This window comes from Mycobacterium sp. 852013-50091_SCH5140682, assembly GCF_001665685.1.
Lineage (GTDB): Bacteria > Actinomycetota > Actinomycetes > Mycobacteriales > Mycobacteriaceae > Mycobacterium.
Map to the genome: position 1 here is coordinate 22,249 of NZ_LZTB01000063.1, position 16,306 is coordinate 38,554.

The window sequence follows — 16,306 nt, forward strand, 5'->3', positions numbered from 1 at the left end:
GTGCTACCGACAGGTAGCTCCGGTGTGCACCCTGGCCACCGAAGCTGCATGCAACAACAGCACACAGGGCGCGCTCTGTTCCCGGGCGGTTTTCGGCGGATTTCGGGCTAACCTGGCCCGGTGGCACGCGCAGCGACCCCGGCCATCGCGGCTCTCGTCGCAGCGGGCATCGATCACGAGGTGGTGCAATACCACCACGACCCCCGCAATGAATCGTTCGGCGCAGAAGCCGTCGCCGAACTCGCGGCGGCAGGAATCATCGCTGAGCAGGTGTTCAAAACCCTCGTCATCGCCCTGCCCAAGGGCCTGGCGGTAGCCGTGGTCCCGGTGCCGGCCAAGCTGTCGCTGAAGGCGGCGGCCGCGGCTCTGGGGGTGCCGAAGGCCGAGATGGCCGATCCGGCCGCAGCGCAGCGTTCGTCGGGGTACGTGCTGGGCGGCATATCGCCCTTGGGTCAGCGCAAGCCGCTGCCGACCGTCGTGGACGCTTCGGCGCTGAACTTCGAGCGGGTGCTGTGCAGTGCGGGCAAGCGCGGATGGGATGTGTCGCTGGCACCGGCCGACCTGATCCGCGCCACCGACGCGGTGACGGCCGAGATCACCGCTTAGTTGATATCGGAGGGATGATGCGCCAGCGGCGTCACGTGGATGTCCATGTACGGGAACAGCGGTAGACCAGAGATCAGCGTGTGCAGCTCGTCGTTGGACTCGACGTCGAAGATGGAGAAGTTCGAGTACTCACCGACGATCCGCCAGATGTGCGGCCACTTGCCCGACCGCTGCAGCTGCTGCGAGTAGGCCTTCTCCCGCGCGACGGTGTGCGCGACGACGTCGGGATCCATGCCGTGCGGGATGCGGACGTCCATCCGGACGTGAAACAGCATCAGGCACCCACCGGATCGAGCACGAACCCGTACTGCACAGTCTCACTGCCGTCGGGCTGGGCCACCGGGGCCAGCATGAGCTCGGGCTTGACCGCGTCGGCGATGTCGTCGGCGTTGTGCGGGTCACCGGGGAAATACAGCTGCGCGGTGAGCATTTCGTGCCCGGGCGCAGAGACCTTGACGTGCAGATGCGCCGGCCGCCACGCATGCCAGCCTGCCGCCGCGATGAGCTTGCCGCACGAGCCGTCGGTGGGGATCTGGTAGGGCGCGGGGCGGATGGTGGTGATCCGGAAGCGCCCGTCGGCCCCGGTGGAGATGCTGCCGCGCAGATTCCACTGCGGGATACCGGGGGCGAACTGCGAGTAGAACCCGTCGGAGTCGGCGTGCCACAGTTCCACCTTGCCCGCCAACGGTTTTCCGTCGGTTGACGTGATCTGCCCCTCCCACACCAGCGGCGTGCCCGCCTCGCCGTCGCGCATCGGCAGCGTCGCGTCGGCGCCCAGTTCGGGTGCGTCCGGGACGTAGTACGGGCCTTCGATGCTGCCCTTGTTGCCGTGCCGGTGCGACGTCGCCACGTCCTCGACGACGTGCTCGACCCAGACGTCGAGAAACAGCGGCCACTCCCCGTCCTGGCCGACGCCGATGAGCCACGCCTTGAGCGCGTTGTACTCGTCGTAGCTGACCCGGTGGCGGCGGATGGTCGCGTGCACGGCGTCGAGGACTTCGCGGGCCAGCATGTCGACCCGCTCTGCCGGGACGTCACGCACCGCTTCGAACGGTGACTTGTCGGCGTGGAACCGCTCGGTGGCCGAGGCTCCGGACGCGGCGGCCGAGGCCTTCTCGGTGGTGGTCATTGGTCAATTCCTTTCTGTTTGGCGTGATTTGTGTGCATTCACCGGCGGTCACCGCCGGTGAATGCACACAAATCACAGGTCGGTGCGGTAGGTGGCGAGCTTGTCGGGGTCGATGTCGATGCCGAGGCCCGGCCCGGGCCTGCGGTGCAGGTAGCCGTCGCTGATCTGCAGCGGCTGGGTCAGCAGGTCATCGCTCATGTCGAGGAAGTTCGACAGCTCGCCGGCGTAGCGGGTGGTCAGCGGGGATGCGGCACCGAACGCCACGGCACACGCGGTACCGATCTGACCGTCGATCTGGTTGCCGATCACCACGTCCACGCCGAGTCCTTCGGCTAGGTGCAGCACGCGGGCCGAGCCGGTGAAGCCCGTGCGTGCGGTCTTGATGCTGATCGCGGTGGCCGCGCCTGCGAGCACCTCGCGGGTCACGTCGGCGGGGGTCGGCACGGATTCGTCGGCGATGAACGGCACGTCGAGTTGCCCGACGAGCCAGCGCCGCCCGAGCACGTCGTCGGCCGGGCACAGCTCCTCGGCGAACAACAGCCCCAGATCGGCCATCTCCTTCATGGCCCGCAGCGATTCGGCGGCCGACCAGCCGCGGTTGCCGTCGACGTAGAGCTCGACGGTGTCACCGAACCGCTCGCGCAGCGCCCGCACGACCGCGGTGTCCAGCGAGACCGGACGCCGGCCGACCTTCACCTTGAACGTGGTGATGCCGTACTGGTCGCGCATCCGTTCGGCCTCGGCGACCATGCGGGCCGGCTCGTCGAATCCGAGCATGTGGCTCACGCGCATCCGGTCGGTGTAGCCGCCGAGCAGATCGGTGACGGGCAGACCGAGGGTGCGCCCGAACGCGTCCCACATGGCCATGTCGACGGCGGCCTTGGCGGTCGGGTTGCCGACCGTGCGGGCCATCCGGGCCGCCGCGACTTCCCGCTCCGTCAAGGCCAGGCCGACGAGCTGCGGGGCGAAGATCCCGTCGATCACCGCGATGATGCCGCGCTGGGTCTCGCCGTAGGTGAAGGGCCGCGGTGGCGCCTCGGCGACGCCGACGACGCCGTCGTCGGTGTGCACCCGCACGAGCACGTGTTCGGCGGCGTGCACCTCGCCGGAGGCGAACTTCAGCGGTTTGCGATACGGCACGCTGAACGGAATGGCTTCGATCTGGGTGATCTTCATCGTTGTCCCCCAACGGAATCGGCGGAAAGGGCGCTGGTGAGCAGGTCGAGTACGGCGTGCAGCAGCGGGTTGTCCTCGCCGGTACGCCAGGCCAGCGACAGCTCAACGTGCTGTGCGTCGAGCAGGTCGCGGAACACCAGCCCGTCGAGCGGCAGCGCCCGCACCGACTGCGGCACGACCGCGACCCCGAGCCCCGCGGCGACCAGCGCGAGCAGTACGGCGGTACCCGGGGCCCGGTGCTCCTGGTGCGGCGCGTAGCCGGCCTCCCGGCAGCTGCGCAGCACCGCCGCGTTGACGGCCGAGTCCCGGCTGCCGTAGCCGATGAACGGCTCGTCGCGCAGGTCGGACATGGAGACGACGGGCTCGACCGCGAGCCGGTGGTCCACCGACACCGCGAGGACGAGTGGTTCGACCTCGATGGTGCGCAGCTGCACGTCCGCGCCGACGGCGGGCGGACGCAGGACACCGAGGTCGAGCGCTCCGGACCGCAGCGCATCGCACTGGTCGGGGGTGAGCATGTCGGCCCGGATCTCCAGTGCGACATCAGGCAGCTCGCGCTTGACCACCCGGGCGATGCGCGGCAGATGCGAAAACGCCGCTGTCCCGGTCAATCCCAGCCGGATCAGGCCACTGCGTCCGGCCGCGATGCGCTGCACGCCGCGCACCGCGTCGTCGACGCCACCGAGGATGCGGGCAGCCTCGGTCTGCAGGAACTCCCCCGCCGCGGTCAGCTCGACCTGGCGGGTGGTCCGGTTGAACAGGGTCACGTCGAGTTCGGCTTCGAGCTGCCGGATCGCGTACGACAGCGCGGGCTGCGCGACATGCAACTGGTCGGCGGCCTGCCCGAAGTGACACGTCTCGGCGACGGCGGCGAAGTAGCGCAGGTGCCGAAGCTCCATGTCCACCTCCTGGGTTCCCGACGCCTCGACGTGTGACGGGCGACACTGAATCCAAGGCTAAGAGCGCGATCCATACATAACAAGGACATAGTTTCGCGTGATTGATCGCCCACGTTGATCAATCGTGCCCTAGGCCAGGACTAGCAATGTGCCTGGTGTGACGGGCACCACGCGGTGGGAAGGTGCCATTATCCGATCTGCTGGAGGCACCCATGAGCGCACCGACCACCGAGCATCTGCACCACGTCGAGTCCGTGTTGGCCGACGCGGTGATCGACGACCGGAAGGCCGGCATCTACCGCGCCAACCGCCGGATCTTCACCGACGAAGACATCTTCGAACTGGAGATGAAGCACATCTTCGAGGGCAACTGGATCTACCTCGCGCATGAAAGCCAGCTGCCCAACCCCGGCGACTACTTCACCACCTACATCGGCCGCCAGCCCGTGGTCATCACGCGCGACCGCGATGGCGAACTGCACTGCCTGATTAATGCCTGCGCGCACCGCGGCGCCATGATCTGCCGACGCAAGACCGACAACCGGATGACGCTGACGTGCCCGTTCCACGGGTGGACGTTCCGCAACGACGGCTCGCTGCTGAAGGTCAAGGATCCCGAGGGCGCCGGGTATCCGGACACCTTCGACGCGGGCGGCTCGCACAACATGACCGCGGTGCCGAAATTCGACAACTACCGAGGCTTCCTGTTCGGCAGCCTCAACCCTGATGTGCTGCCCCTGACCGAGCATCTCGGCGACGCGACGACGGTGATCGACATGCTCGTCGATCAGTCCCCCGACGGTCTTGAGGTGCTCCGCGGATCGTCGACCTACACCTACGACGGCAACTGGAAGGTGCAGGCGGAGAACGGCGCTGACGGCTATCACGTCACCGCCACCCACTGGAACTATGCGGCCACCACCAGCAGGCGCGGTACCGGTGAATCCGCCAACGAGGCCAAGGTGCTCGACGCCGGCGGGTGGGGCAAGTCCGGTGGCGGCTACTGGTCGTTCCCGCACGGGCACCTGTGCCTGTGGACATGGGCGGCCAACCCGCAGGACCGCCCACTGTGGGATCAGCTCGACGCACTGAAGGCCCAGCACGGCGAGGCCAAGGGCGAGTTCATGGTGAAGGGCTCACGCAACCTCTGCCTGTACCCGAATCTGTATCTGATGGACCAGTTTTCGACGCAGATCCGGCATTTCCGGCCGATCGCGCCGGACAAGACCGAGGTCACCATCTACTGCATCGCCCCGAAAGGCGAGAGCGACACCGCCCGGGCCCAGCGGATCCGGCAGTACGAGGACTTCTTCAACGCCTCCGGCATGGCCACCCCGGACGATCTGGAGGAGTTCCGGTCCTGCCAGTTGACGTTCCGCGCGACCGCAGCACCGTGGAACGATATGAGTCGCGGTGCGCAGCACTGGCTTTCCGGCCCCGACCCGCTCGCCGAGTCGCTGGGACTGCACGGGGTGGTGTCGGCGGGGGTCAAGAACGAGGACGAGGGCCTCTACCCCGTCCAGCATGGGTATTGGCTGCAGACCATGCGGGCGGCCGTGGCGAACGAAAGCGGGAAGTGACATGACCAGCACCGAGCAGGCCGCAAAACTCATCACCCAGAACGCGATCGAACAGTTCCTCTACCGCGAGGCCCGGTACCTCGACGACCGCGAGTTCGAGAAGTGGCTGGACTGCTATGCCGACGACGTCGTCTACTGGATGCCGTCGTGGACCGATGACGATCAGCTGGTGACCGATCCGCAACGGGACATCTCGTTGATCTACTACGCCAACAAGGGCGGCCTGGCCGACCGGGTGTTCCGGATCCGCACCGAGCGGTCATCGGCGACGTCGCTGCCCGAACCGCGCACGAGCCACAACATCAGCAACGTCGAGGTCATCGACCGTCGGGGCGATCTGGTGGATGTCCGATTCAACTGGCACACCATGTATTTCCGCTACAAGACCATCGACCCGTACTACGGCACCTCCTTCTACACCATCGACTTCTCCGGTGCCCAGCCATTGATCCGGCGCAAGACCGTCGTGCTCAAAAACGACTACATCCACCACGTGGTGGACGTCTACCACTTCTAGGATCGCCATGAGTTCAACACATTCCGTGGCGCTCGCGTTCGAGGACGGCGTCACGCGGTTCATCACCTGCCGCGACGACCAGACCGTCGCCGACGCGTCCTACCGGCAACGCATCAACATCCCGCTGGACTGCCGCGACGGGGCCTGCGGAACCTGCAAGGCGCTGTGCGAATCGGGCAGCTACGACGGTGGCAGCTACATCTCCGACGCCCTCTCCGACGACGAGGCCGCCGCGGGCTACGTGCTGCCCTGCTGCATGAAGCCCACCTCAGACCTGGTGCTGCAGATCGCCAGCACCTCCGATGTCGCCAAGACCCAGGCCGCACGCTACACCGGCACGTTGGTGGCCCTTGACCGGTTGTCCGACAGCACCGTCCGCTTCTCGATCGCCATCCCGAACCGCAGCGAGTTGGCGTTCCTGCCGGGGCAGTACGTCAATATAGAAATTCCCGGCACCGGGCAGACGCGTTCGTACTCGTTCGCCAACGCTCCGCATGACGACCGCCTGACGTTCCTGGTGAAACTCAGCCCGGGCGGTCTGATGTCCGAGTATCTGGCGCGGCGCGCCGCCGTCGGCGACGAGATCACGTTCAGCGGCCCGCACGGATCGTTCTTCCTGCGGGAGGCGGACCGGCCGGTGCTCATGCTGGCCGGTGGCACCGGACTGGCGCCGATCCTGTCGATGCTGCGCACATTGGCCGCGGCAGGCAGCCACCGCAAGATCCACCTGATCTACGGCGTCAAATCCGACATCGACGTGGTCGAGACCGACTCCCTGGCCGAAATCGCGGACAGGTTACCGGGTTTCACCTGGGAGCACTGCGTCTCCGACCCGGCCGGCACCGCGGCCAACAAGGGCCGGGTGATGACGCTGATGCGTCCCGAACAGCTCTACCACGGCGACGTCGCGGTGTACCTGTGCGGACCACCGGCGATGGTCGACTCGGTGCGCGGGCACATCACCGGTTTCGGGATCGATGTGAGCGGATTCTTCTACGAAAAGTTCGCGCTCGCGCACGGCGAGAAGCCCGCGCCCACCCGAGAGACGCCGCCGGTATCCGCAACAGGCGCCACCGAGATCCTGCTCACCGCACCCGACGCCCGCGCCGTCACCGGCCAGACCATGTTGCCCGCTGCCGAAATCGTTGCCGGGCAGCGGGTTTCGTCGCAGAATCCGCCCGGGCAGCTCATCCTGCCCGATCCCGGCGAGCTCATCGTGTGCGGCGCCCGCGGCATCGCCGGGCAAGAGATCTTCGTGTCCCGCGAAACCGCTCCCGCACCAACCGAACCCGTCACCGCCGACGGTTACCAGATCGGGGAAGAACATCCCGAGGTGCACGAGTCCGATGCCCTGTTCGAGGCCAGGCAGGCTCTGGAACTCGGCGCGCTCGAACTCACCCTGGGCCGGCTGTCCAGCAGGCAACTGGCGGGCTACCGCCTGCTCGCCGACGCCACCGTGCCGTACGTGGACGGTGACCATTTCTTCGACGCCGCCCAGTACACCGAGACCAACGCCGCCTTCCACGACTACCTGTTCACCCTGACGGGCAATGAGCATCTGCTGCATGCCTATCAGGCCCTTGGCGTCAAGGGCCGCATGGAGGAGGTGCTGCGTAACGCCACGTGGTGTCATCCGCTGTGCGCGCAGGACCACGTCGACATCGTCACCGCGTTCGAGGCGGGCGACCGTGACGCCGCCCGGGCCCTCATCGTCGCGCACGCCGACCGATCCAAGCAGACCATGCGCCGCGCGATGGCCGACGCCGAAAAATCCAGGGCGGCAAAACAACCGAAGTTCATCATGCCCGGGCGGTTCGCGGGGAAGGTCGTGGTGGTCACCGGCGCCGCGCAGGGCATCGGCGAACAGACCGCGCGCAGAATCAGCGCCGAGGGCGGCATGCTGGTGCTGGCCGACCGTTCAGAGCTGGTCAAAGAACTGGCCGACGAGCTGACCGCCGTTGCGGTGACAGTCGACCTCGAGCATTATCAGGGCGCCGATTCGCTGGCCCAGCAGGCGCTTTCGGCGTTCGGGCGGATCGATGTGCTGATCAACAACGTCGGCGGGGCCATCAATTTCAAGCCGTTCACCGAGTTCACCGAGGCCGAGATCCGCGCCGAGGTCGACCGGTCCCTGATGACCACGCTGTATGCCTGCCGGGCGGTGCTGCCGGGCATGGTGTCCCGCGGTGCGGGCACCATCGTCAACGTGTCGTCGGCAGCCACCCGCGGCATCCACCGCATCCCCTACTCGGCAGCCAAGGGCGGGATCAACGCCATCACCGCGTCGCTGGCCATGGAATACGCCGACGCCGGTATCCGCGTCGTCGCGACTGCGCCCGGTGGCACCCAGGCTCCCCCGCGCCGGATCTCCCGGGGCACACCCGTTCCCGTCGACGACACCGCACAGGCCTGGTTCGACGCCCACATCGAGCAGACCCTCGGTTCGTCGCTGATGCACCGGTACGGAACCCTCGACGAGCAGGCCGCAGCGATCTGCTTCCTGGCCTCCGATGAGGCGTCCTACATCACCGGCACGGTACTGCCGGTGGCCGGTGGGGACCTGGGCTAGCCTCAGAGCCCGCGGAAGTACGGAATCGCCTCTGCGGCTTCGCCATCGCCGAGCAGTTCGAACGCGACGGTGACGCGCGCGCCGTAGAGGTCGGCGTCCGGATCCGCCTCGGGGAACGAGGTCCACCACCACGGGCCCTCGTCGAGTTCGACGATGCCGACCGGCAGCCGGCCCGCCCCGCGCTGATGTACCACCGCCCAGCTGACCACCGTTCCGGTACCTGCGGCGGGTACGTACTCGTAGCGCCCCGGCTCGATGGTCACGTCGAATTGCGGCGAGAGCAGCTCGCCGGTGTGGGTGTCCCTGACGATCAGGAACTCGCCGCGCTTGGTGGCGTCGAGGAACGCGGCTGTCGCATCGTCGCGCGCAATGGCGAACGCAGGCATGGGAAGTCCCTTCTAGTTGTCGGTGCCGAGGACCAGCGTCGAGTGGTAATCGAGGATGCCGCCGTTTCCGGATACCAGCACCCGGTCGTGGTCGGCGACCTGGCGCGGCCCGCCCTGGCCGCGGGTCTGGACCACGGCCTCGTGCAGCGGGGTCATGCCCCACATGTAGAAGGCGCTCAGTTCGCCACCGCCGGTGTTGAACTTGAGTTTGCCGCCGGGCCCGATCATCCCGGGCTCGGCCATCGCCGGGCCACCTTCACCCTTCGGGAAGAAGCCGTAGTCCTCCAGCGTGACGAGCGCGGTGAAGGTATAGCAGTCGTAGATCTGCGCGACACCGATCTCATCGAGCGTGGTGTCGGCCATGGCCAGCGCGCGGGGACCAGATTGGGCTGCGCCGCTGACCAATCCGAAGTCGTCGTTGCGGACCCCGGTACGGCCCGGGTGGGCCTGCGCCCAGCCGAGCACCCGTACCGGCGGCTGCCGCAGCGCCCGGGCCCGGTCCAGCGACGTGACGATGATCGCCACGCCGCCGTTGCTAACCAGGCAGCAGTCGTACAGGTGGAACGGCTCGGCGATGTAGCGGCTGGCGTGGTACTCCGGCAGCGTCAGTGGGGTGCCGTAGAAGTGTGCGGCCGGATTGAGTTGCGCCCAATCCCGTTGCGCGACCGCGATATGGCCCAGCTGGTCGGACGTGGTGCCGTACTTCTTCATGTGCCTGCGGGCCGCGAGCGCGTACATCGTGGTCGGCGACATGATGCCGTTGGAGGCCGTGATGCCGCCCCAGCCTCGGGGTACCGACCGGGCCGCGACATAAGCCGCCGAGGCGCTAGAGGATTCCTTGAGCGGATTGTCGGCCCACACCACCGCGATGGTGTCGGCCATGCCCGATTGGACCGCCATCGACGCGTACTGGACCATCTGGGCTGCGGTCGACCCGAATCCCTGCATGGCCGTGAGCAGTTTGAGGTCCACCAGCCCGAGCGCGCCCTGCAGATCGATGCCGACCCCGGCCTTGATGCCGCCCGAGACGATGAGACCGTCGATGTCGGACAGTTGCACGCCGGCGTCGGCGGCCGCCAACCGGACGGCCTGCGCCGCGAACTGACGCGCGGACCGGCCGTACACCTTGCCCTGTTCGGTGATGCCGAGTCCCGCGATGGCCGGCGTGATGTCAGTCATGGATGCTCCTTGCTCGATGCCACCCCACTTTCGCCGGTGCCGTCCACGCTTGTAAACGACCCACCCGCTCACCGGGGCATGTCCCGAACGGAAACCTGCCGGTGTCGCGATGCGTGATTTACACCACGGGGTAGGCACGGTTGCATGGACGTCGACACCGACAGAGAGGTTCCGGCATGACGATCAGCGTTGCCGAGCGCGCAGAGTTGCGGGCCGCGGTCCGCGACCTGCTGCACAGTCGATGCACCGAGGCCGACGTGCGCCGCGTGATGGCCTCGGACGACGGCTTCGACCGCGACCTGTGGCGCCGGCTCGCCGAGCAGGGCGTGACCGGCATGCTCGTCGAGCCTGCCTACGGCGGGGTGGGGCTCGGTGCGCTCGATGTCGAGGCAGTCGCCGAGGAGACCGGCGCCGCACTGCTGCCCGCCCCGTTCGTGTCGAGCGCGGTACTGGCCACCGCGCTGATCGCCGCGGCGGGCAGCGAAGAAGACAAGCGCCGCCTGCTGCCACCCCTGGCCGAAGGCACGAGCACCGGCACCGTCGCGGTGACCGGCAGCCGGGGCACCTGGACGCCCGACGGTGTCGACGTCCGCGCCGACGGCACGCTGACCGGCAGCGCGCATTACGTCCTGTTCGGTCAGGTCGCCGACGTCATCCTGGTGATCGCCGAAGCCGCGGACGGCCCCGGCATTTTCCAGGTGGAGCCCGGCGCTGACGGGTTCACCCGCACCGCCGCAACCGTTTTCGACCCGACTGTGCCGCTGTCGACGTACACGTTCGACCACACCCCGGCACGACGAGTCGGCACCGCGGGGTGGAACGCCGTACAACAGGCACTCGACCTCGCGACGATCGCGCTGGCCGGCGAGCAGGTCGGCGGGGCGCGGCGCATCTTCGACATCACCGTCGACTATCTCAAGACCCGCATCCAATTCGGCAGGCCCATCGGCAGTTTCCAAGCGCTCAAACACATGGCCGCCGATCTGCTGCTCGACGTGGAGTCGGCTACCTCCGCCGCCCAACACGCGGCCGCCGAGCACGCCGCGGGCGGCGAAAACGCCGAGGGCGCAATCGCACTCGCAGGCTTCACCTGCGCGGAGGCGTACCGGCGCACGGCGATGCAGGCCATCCAGATGCACGGCGGCATCGGCTTCACCTGGGAACACCCGGCGCACCTGTATCTGCGCCGGGCCCGCACGGGTGTCCCCCTGCTCGGCAGCCCGCGACTGCACCGCGACCGTTACCTCGCTTCGAAAGGCGCCTGACATGACGCTTCCCACCCCAGAGCAGCTGCGTGCCGAGGTCCGCGACTGGCTCGCCGCCAACTGGCGCGGCCTGCCGAAATCCAGCGATCCGTGGGTGAGCTCGCCCGAACACATCGCGTGGCTGGAGCGCGTGCTCGACGCAGGTTACGCTGCGCCCACCTACCCGACCGAATGGTTCGGCCGGGGCTACCCCAACGCCCTGGCCGCCGTCATCGAGCAGGAGTTCCGGGCCGTCAAAGCTCCGGGGGCCAGACAGGACAAATACAACATCCCCGCCAACACCGTGCTGGCGTTCGGCAGCGACGAGCTCAAAAGCACTCTGCTGCGCGACTTTCTGACCGAACGCAGCCGCATGTGCCTGCTTTACAGCGAGCCCGGTGCAGGTTCTGACCTGGCCGGGGTGCGCACCACCGCAGTACGTGACGGCGACCGGTGGGTGGTCAACGGCCAGAAGGTGTGGACGTCGGGCGCCAAGACCGCCGATTACGGCCTGTTGATCGCCCGCACCGACTGGGACGTGCCCAAGCACAAAGGGTTGAGCTTCTTCATCGTGCCCATGCGCCAAGCCGGCATCGAGGTGCGGCCGCTGGTGCAGATCACCGGCGAATCCCACTTCAACGAGGTGTTCATCACCGACGCGTCGGTGCCCGCGACGCATCTGATCGGTGGCGAGGGCAACGGCTGGCGGGTGCTGCAGACCGCGCTGGCCTACGAACGCTCCATCATGGGCGACGGCGCCCGCGCGTCGCGCAACCGCACCCGCGCCGACGACCTCGTCGAACTGGCCCGTGAGCATCACCGCCTCGACGATCCCGTGATCCGCGACCAACTGGCGACCGTGCTGTCGCTGCGGGAACTCAACGCGCTCAACAACGCTCGCGCCAAGGCAGCGGCCGCGCAGGGCACCTCGAGCTCGATCATGTCGCTCGGCAAGCTCGCCATGTCACACATCCTGCACGCCGAGGCCAAGCTGAAAACCGAGATCATCGGGGCCCAGGCGCTTTTGGCCGGCGCCGACAACCCGGAGGCCGACGACATCAACTTCCTGACGCTCAACGCCTACTTCACCTCGATCGGCGGCGGCACCGACCAGATCCAGCGCAACATCATCGGCGAACGCGTGCTGGGACTGCCGAAGGAACCCGAAGTCGACAGGGACATCCCGTTCCGTCAGGCCCGGCGGAGCTGAGCGCCATGGAATATGACCCGCCACTGTCCGGCGTACGCATCCTCGATTTGTCGACCGGACCGATGACGGCCGTCGGTCGGCTGCTGGCCGACCTGGGCGCCGCTGTGATTCCGGTCGACCTGCGCGGGGTGACCGAACAGGCCACTGTCGGACCGCAGGTCGGCGGGGTGTCGCTCGGGACGGCCATCGACCGCCACGGCATGAGCCCGGTCGTCATCGACCCCGCCACACCCGAGGGGCAGCGCCGATGGGCGCAGCTGCTCACCGACGCCGACATCCTCGTCGAGGACACCCGACCGGGCTCGGCGGCCGAAACGGCGTTGGGTGTGTACCGGATCCACGCCGAGCACCCGGCGTGCGTCATCCTGTCGCTCAGTGACTTCGGTCGCGACACCGATTTCAGCGGATGGCAAGCGAGCACCCCGGTGCTGCATGCCCTGACCAGTGAGCTGTCGCGTTCGGGGATCCCGGGGCGAGAACCTCTTGTCCCGCCGGGTGATTGGTTGCCGTACCAGGTGGCGGCCGCGCAGGCCGCGGTGATGGTCCTCAGCGTGTACCTGGACCGGTTGCGCACGGGCGAGGGCGATCTCATCGACTTCTCGATTCTCGACGGCGCCATGGCGGCCCTCGACCCGCCGTTCGGCACAGCAGGCACGGCCTCGGTCGGGGTGCCGATCAGTGCCCAACGCCGGGACTGGAACGCCGAACGCCAGCGCTATCCGATCGTCGCGTGCAAAGACGGTCACGTCCGGATCTGCCTGCTGGCCAAACGCCAGTGGCGCGGCATGTTCGAATGGATGGGCCGCCCAACCGAATTCGCCGATCCGCGGTTCGACAGCCTGCGGGAGCGGTTCGCCTCCCCCACGCTGCTCGCGGCCATCGAATCGTTCTGCGCCGACAAGACCCGGGCCGAGCTGGAGGTCGCAGGCCAGCGCCACGGTGTGCCGACCGCGGCGGTGCTGACCCTCGATGAGGCGCTGGCCACCGAACAGGTCCGAGAGCGCGGCTTCCTGCGCGACACCGAACTCGCCCCCGGAGTGGTGGCCCCGATTCCCATGGGTGTCACCGAGATCGACGGCGTGCGGGCCTGCGCGCTCAACGCACCGGCCGACCGTGCCGCACGGCCCGCGTCCGCCCCGGTGCTGTCCGGCAGGCCGCGGCGCGACGAGGGTCTGCCGCTGGAAGGGCTGCGGGTGCTGGACCTCGGGGTGATCGTCGTCGGCAGCGACACCGGCCGGCTGTTCGGTGACCTGGGCGCCGACGTCGTCAAGATCGAGAACTCGGCCTACCCGGACGGGCTGCGGGGCAACCTGCAGTACATGACACAGGGCTTCGCGGCCGGGCACCGCAACAAGCGCTCGATCGGGGTCGACCTGCGCTCGCAGCGCGGCCGCGAGCTGGCGCACCGGCTGGTGGCCCAAGCCGACGTGGTGCTGACGAACTTCAAACCCGGGGTAGCCGAGACGCTCGGCATGGACCACGCGACGCTGCGCACCGTCAACCCGGGCATCGTGGTGGTCGACAGCTCGGCGTTCGGCCCGACGGGACCGTGGGCGAAGCGGCTCGGCTACGGGCCCCTCGTGCGCGCGGCGGCCGGCTTCACCGCCGCGTGGGTGTATCCGGACGAACCCGACACCTTCTGCGACACCGTCACCGTCTACCCCGACCACGTCTGCGCCCGCATCGGCACGCTGGCCGCGCTGGCGCTGCTGCTCCGGCGCGAACGCACCGGCACCGGTGGCTCGGTGAGCGTCGCCCAGTCCGAGGTCATGCTCAGCCATCTGGGCGCCGACATCGCGGCCGACGTGCTCCAGCAGCGCGGGCACCGGCGTTCCGACCAGCCGCAGCACGATGCGCCGTGGGGCTTGTTCCCCGCCGCCGGCGCGGACACGTGGGTGGCGGTCACGGTGCGCGACGACGCCGACTGGGCGGCGCTGTGCGCGACCATCGAGCGTCCCGACCTGCACACCGACCCCGAGCTGGCCGACCGGGCCGGGCGCGACCGGCATCGCGGTCGGGTCGACGACGCGGTGCGGGCGTGGACCACCGGGCGGTGCCCGAAAGAGGCAATGCAGCGATTGCAGGCCGCCGGTGTCCCGGCAGGTGCCGTGCTGCACGCCGCCGATGTGCCGGAGTGGGACTACTACGTTCAGCGCCGGGCGTTTCGCGAGGAACTCCATCCACACGGCGCCGAACCGTTCACCATGGAGAATGCGCAGATCCATGCCGCGCGGGTCGCCGATCCCCCGCTCGGCCAGGCGCCGCTGCTGGGTGAGCAGACCCGCCAGATCGCGGCGGACTTGCTGGGCCTGTCGGATCCGCAGATCGACGACCTCCTCGCCGGAGGCGTACTGGAGATCGCCGTGGAGCGAGCACAGCGACGGGGAGATGGCAGCGTTGACGGGCCCGGCAGGTCGGTCTCGTAAGATTCGGGGCATCACAGCACCAACGGATCGGCGGGCGTAGCGGCGATGGAGATCGACTTCACCCGCCTGCGGTACTTCGTCGCGGTTGCCGAGGAACTGCATTTCAAACGCGCCGCCGACCGGCTGATGATCACCCCGCCGCCGCTGAGCAAGCAGATCAAACTGCTGGAGAAGGAACTCGGCGGCGACCTGTTCGAGCGCACCTACCACGAGGTGCGGCTGACGACGCTTGGCGCGCAACTGCTGGGCCCAGCCCGCGACATCCTGCGCCAGGTCGACGAACTCAAGGACACAGTCGAACGAATCACCAAGGGCACCACGCCTATTCGCGTTGGAGCCACCGCGTATGCCCCGTCGGACTTCCTCGCGCAGGTGGAGGCCGCGGTCGCCCGGCAGCCCGAACCGACCGAGTTCAGCGTCCCGGGATCGGCCGCGGAGGTGACCGCGAAACTGGTATCCGGGCACATCGACCTCGGGCTGATCCATCTGCCGTCGGCTGACCGGCGGCTGCGGCACAAGATCGTCGCCACCTACCAGGGGGCCGTAGCGGTACGTTTCGACGACCCCCTGGCCGGACAAGAGATGATCGGCATCGAGGCGTTGCGCGACCGTGACGTGGTGATCGACTTCGCCCGGCCGAACCCGGTCGTGCTCGCCGGGCTGACCCGTCGGCTCAACGCCCGCGGCGTCACCCGCATCGTGCGCACCACGAGTCAACTCGGCGGGGAACTGGAGATGGCCACCCAGGTGTTCAACCGGCACCTGGTCGCCGTGGTCAGCTACGCTCCCGCGTCGGCGATCGGCAGGATATTCTCACCGCCGGAGTTCGACCTCATCCCCATCGACGAAAGCACCTGGCCGCCAGCAGAAATCGCGCTGGCCTGGGTGCCCGACCGGGTCCGGCATCCCGCACAGATCGAATCCCTGGTGGATCGGATCGCCGCAGCAGTGGCACCGGTGCGCCACGGCTTGGGATAATCGGCCGATGCAACAGGCATGCCCGTGCGGATCCGGTGAGGAGTACGGGCCATGCTGCGGCGCGCTGCACCACGGCGAACGCAGGGCCGCCACGGCGCTGGCACTGATGCGATCCCGCTTCAGCGCATTCGCCCTGAACGACGCCGACTATCTGATGGCCACCTGGCATCCCGAGACCCGGCCGAAGCGATTGGACCTCGACGACGGCATCGTGTGGCGCAGGCTGCAGATCGTCGACACCGACGCGGGCGGCACCGACGACGAGACCGGCGTGGTGGAATTCCGCGCCCAGTACGAACACGACGGTAAGCGACATATCCTGCACGAGCGCAGCCGGTTCGACCGGGACCGCAGCGGAGCATGGCGTTACATCGATGGCAAGTAATCGAACAAGTAAGGGAGACAAC

At 68.1% G+C, this 16,306-nt stretch carries 15 protein-coding genes; 9 read left to right on the forward strand and 6 right to left on the reverse strand.

Annotation, left to right across the window (positions count from 1 at the left end; all coding sequences use genetic code 11):
- Positions 1 to 120 precede the first annotated feature (120 nt).
- On the forward strand, positions 121 to 606 hold the full coding sequence (gene ybaK / locus A5784_RS19210; protein ID WP_064946494.1) for a Cys-tRNA(Pro) deacylase: 486 nt from the start codon (positions 121 to 123) through the stop codon (positions 604 to 606).
- Here ybaK and catC read toward each other — a convergent pair.
- The 4 genes from catC to A5784_RS19230 form a co-directional block, all read right to left on the reverse strand.
- Positions 603 to 881, reverse strand: coding sequence for a muconolactone Delta-isomerase (gene catC, locus A5784_RS19215; RefSeq protein ID WP_064946495.1), 279 nt, complete (start codon positions 879 to 881; stop codon positions 603 to 605). The two genes, ybaK and catC, sit on opposite strands and share 4 nt — an antisense overlap.
- Entirely contained in the window at positions 881 to 1,735 is an 855-nt protein-coding gene (gene catA / locus A5784_RS19220) for a catechol 1,2-dioxygenase (RefSeq protein WP_064946496.1), read from the reverse strand. The genes catC and catA overlap by 1 nt, the downstream gene beginning before the upstream one ends.
- A 72-nt stretch (positions 1,736 to 1,807) precedes the next feature.
- Positions 1,808 to 2,911 carry a mandelate racemase/muconate lactonizing enzyme family protein gene (locus A5784_RS19225; RefSeq protein WP_064946497.1) on the reverse strand — a complete coding sequence of 368 codons (1,104 nt, stop codon included), beginning with the start codon at positions 2,909 to 2,911 and terminating at the stop codon, positions 1,808 to 1,810.
- A complete protein-coding gene (locus A5784_RS19230) occupies positions 2,908 to 3,810 on the reverse strand; it encodes a LysR family transcriptional regulator (RefSeq protein ID WP_064946546.1) in 903 nt (300 codons plus the stop codon). Before A5784_RS19230 ends, A5784_RS19225 begins: the two co-directional genes overlap by 4 nt.
- A 212-nt stretch (positions 3,811 to 4,022) precedes the next feature.
- Here A5784_RS19230 and benA point away from each other — a divergent pair, with 212 nt between their 5' ends.
- Genes benA through benC form a run of 3 tightly spaced genes read left to right on the forward strand, consistent with a single transcriptional unit; the run spans position 4,023 to position 8,476 of the window.
- The gene (gene benA, locus A5784_RS19235) at positions 4,023 to 5,390 is read left to right on the forward strand and encodes a benzoate 1,2-dioxygenase large subunit (protein WP_156750654.1); all 1,368 of its coding nucleotides are present in this window, start codon (positions 4,023 to 4,025) and stop codon (positions 5,388 to 5,390) included.
- Position 5,391: 1 nt separating this feature from the next.
- Positions 5,392 to 5,907 carry a benzoate 1,2-dioxygenase small subunit gene (benB, locus tag A5784_RS19240; RefSeq protein ID WP_064946498.1) on the forward strand — a complete coding sequence of 172 codons (516 nt, stop codon included), beginning with the start codon at positions 5,392 to 5,394 and terminating at the stop codon, positions 5,905 to 5,907.
- 7 nt (positions 5,908 to 5,914) lie between these two features.
- Entirely contained in the window at positions 5,915 to 8,476 is a 2,562-nt protein-coding gene (benC, locus tag A5784_RS19245; RefSeq protein WP_064946499.1) for a benzoate 1,2-dioxygenase electron transfer component BenC, read from the forward strand.
- 2 nt (positions 8,477 to 8,478) lie between these two features.
- On the opposite strand, the gene A5784_RS19250 is transcribed toward benC, so the two are convergent.
- Both A5784_RS19250 and A5784_RS19255 read right to left on the reverse strand, forming a co-directional pair.
- Positions 8,479 to 8,862: a Zn-ribbon domain-containing OB-fold protein gene (locus tag A5784_RS19250; RefSeq protein WP_064946500.1), complete on the reverse strand. Its 384-nt coding sequence runs from the start codon at positions 8,860 to 8,862 to the stop codon at positions 8,479 to 8,481.
- Between the two features lie 12 nt (positions 8,863 to 8,874).
- A complete protein-coding gene (locus A5784_RS19255) occupies positions 8,875 to 10,041 on the reverse strand; it encodes a thiolase family protein (RefSeq protein WP_064946501.1) in 1,167 nt (388 codons plus the stop codon).
- Positions 10,042 to 10,217: 176 nt separating this feature from the next.
- Between A5784_RS19255 and A5784_RS19260 the strand changes: the two genes are divergently transcribed.
- The 5 genes from A5784_RS19260 to A5784_RS19280 are packed head-to-tail and all read left to right on the forward strand — an operon-like array spanning position 10,218 to position 16,284.
- Entirely contained in the window at positions 10,218 to 11,306 is a 1,089-nt protein-coding gene (locus A5784_RS19260) for an acyl-CoA dehydrogenase family protein (protein WP_064946502.1), read from the forward strand.
- Position 11,307: 1 nt separating this feature from the next.
- A complete protein-coding gene (locus A5784_RS19265; protein ID WP_064946503.1) occupies positions 11,308 to 12,495 on the forward strand; it encodes an acyl-CoA dehydrogenase family protein in 1,188 nt (395 codons plus the stop codon).
- A 5-nt stretch (positions 12,496 to 12,500) separates the two neighbouring features.
- Positions 12,501 to 14,921: a CaiB/BaiF CoA-transferase family protein gene (locus tag A5784_RS19270; protein ID WP_064946504.1), complete on the forward strand. Its 2,421-nt coding sequence runs from the start codon at positions 12,501 to 12,503 to the stop codon at positions 14,919 to 14,921.
- Positions 14,922 to 14,966: 45 nt separating this feature from the next.
- Complete coding sequence (locus A5784_RS19275; protein ID WP_064946505.1) at positions 14,967 to 15,899, forward strand: LysR family transcriptional regulator; 933 nt, start codon at positions 14,967 to 14,969, stop codon at positions 15,897 to 15,899.
- Between the two features lie 7 nt (positions 15,900 to 15,906).
- On the forward strand, positions 15,907 to 16,284 hold the full coding sequence (locus A5784_RS19280; protein WP_064946506.1) for a YchJ family protein: 378 nt from the start codon (positions 15,907 to 15,909) through the stop codon (positions 16,282 to 16,284).
- The last annotated feature ends 22 nt before the right edge of the window (positions 16,285 to 16,306 follow it).

Coding starts and splice junctions, on each gene's coding strand:
- catC (WP_064946495.1), bottom strand. CDS start 881: ATGCTGTTTCACGTCCGGATGGACGTCCGCATCCCGCACGGCATGGAT.
- catA (WP_064946496.1), bottom strand. CDS start 1,735: ATGACCACCACCGAGAAGGCCTCGGCCGCCGCGTCCGGAGCCTCGGCC.
- A5784_RS19225 (WP_064946497.1), bottom strand. CDS start 2,911: ATGAAGATCACCCAGATCGAAGCCATTCCGTTCAGCGTGCCGTATCGC.
- A5784_RS19230 (WP_064946546.1), bottom strand. CDS start 3,810: ATGGAGCTTCGGCACCTGCGCTACTTCGCCGCCGTCGCCGAGACGTGT.
- benA (WP_156750654.1), top strand. CDS start 4,023: ATGAGCGCACCGACCACCGAGCATCTGCACCACGTCGAGTCCGTGTTG.
- benB (WP_064946498.1), top strand. CDS start 5,392: ATGACCAGCACCGAGCAGGCCGCAAAACTCATCACCCAGAACGCGATC.
- benC (WP_064946499.1), top strand. CDS start 5,915: ATGAGTTCAACACATTCCGTGGCGCTCGCGTTCGAGGACGGCGTCACG.
- A5784_RS19250 (WP_064946500.1), bottom strand. CDS start 8,862: ATGCCTGCGTTCGCCATTGCGCGCGACGATGCGACAGCCGCGTTCCTC.
- A5784_RS19255 (WP_064946501.1), bottom strand. CDS start 10,041: ATGACTGACATCACGCCGGCCATCGCGGGACTCGGCATCACCGAACAG.
- A5784_RS19260 (WP_064946502.1), top strand. CDS start 10,218: ATGACGATCAGCGTTGCCGAGCGCGCAGAGTTGCGGGCCGCGGTCCGC.
- A5784_RS19265 (WP_064946503.1), top strand. CDS start 11,308: ATGACGCTTCCCACCCCAGAGCAGCTGCGTGCCGAGGTCCGCGACTGG.
- A5784_RS19270 (WP_064946504.1), top strand. CDS start 12,501: ATGGAATATGACCCGCCACTGTCCGGCGTACGCATCCTCGATTTGTCG.
- A5784_RS19275 (WP_064946505.1), top strand. CDS start 14,967: ATGGAGATCGACTTCACCCGCCTGCGGTACTTCGTCGCGGTTGCCGAG.
- A5784_RS19280 (WP_064946506.1), top strand. CDS start 15,907: ATGCAACAGGCATGCCCGTGCGGATCCGGTGAGGAGTACGGGCCATGC.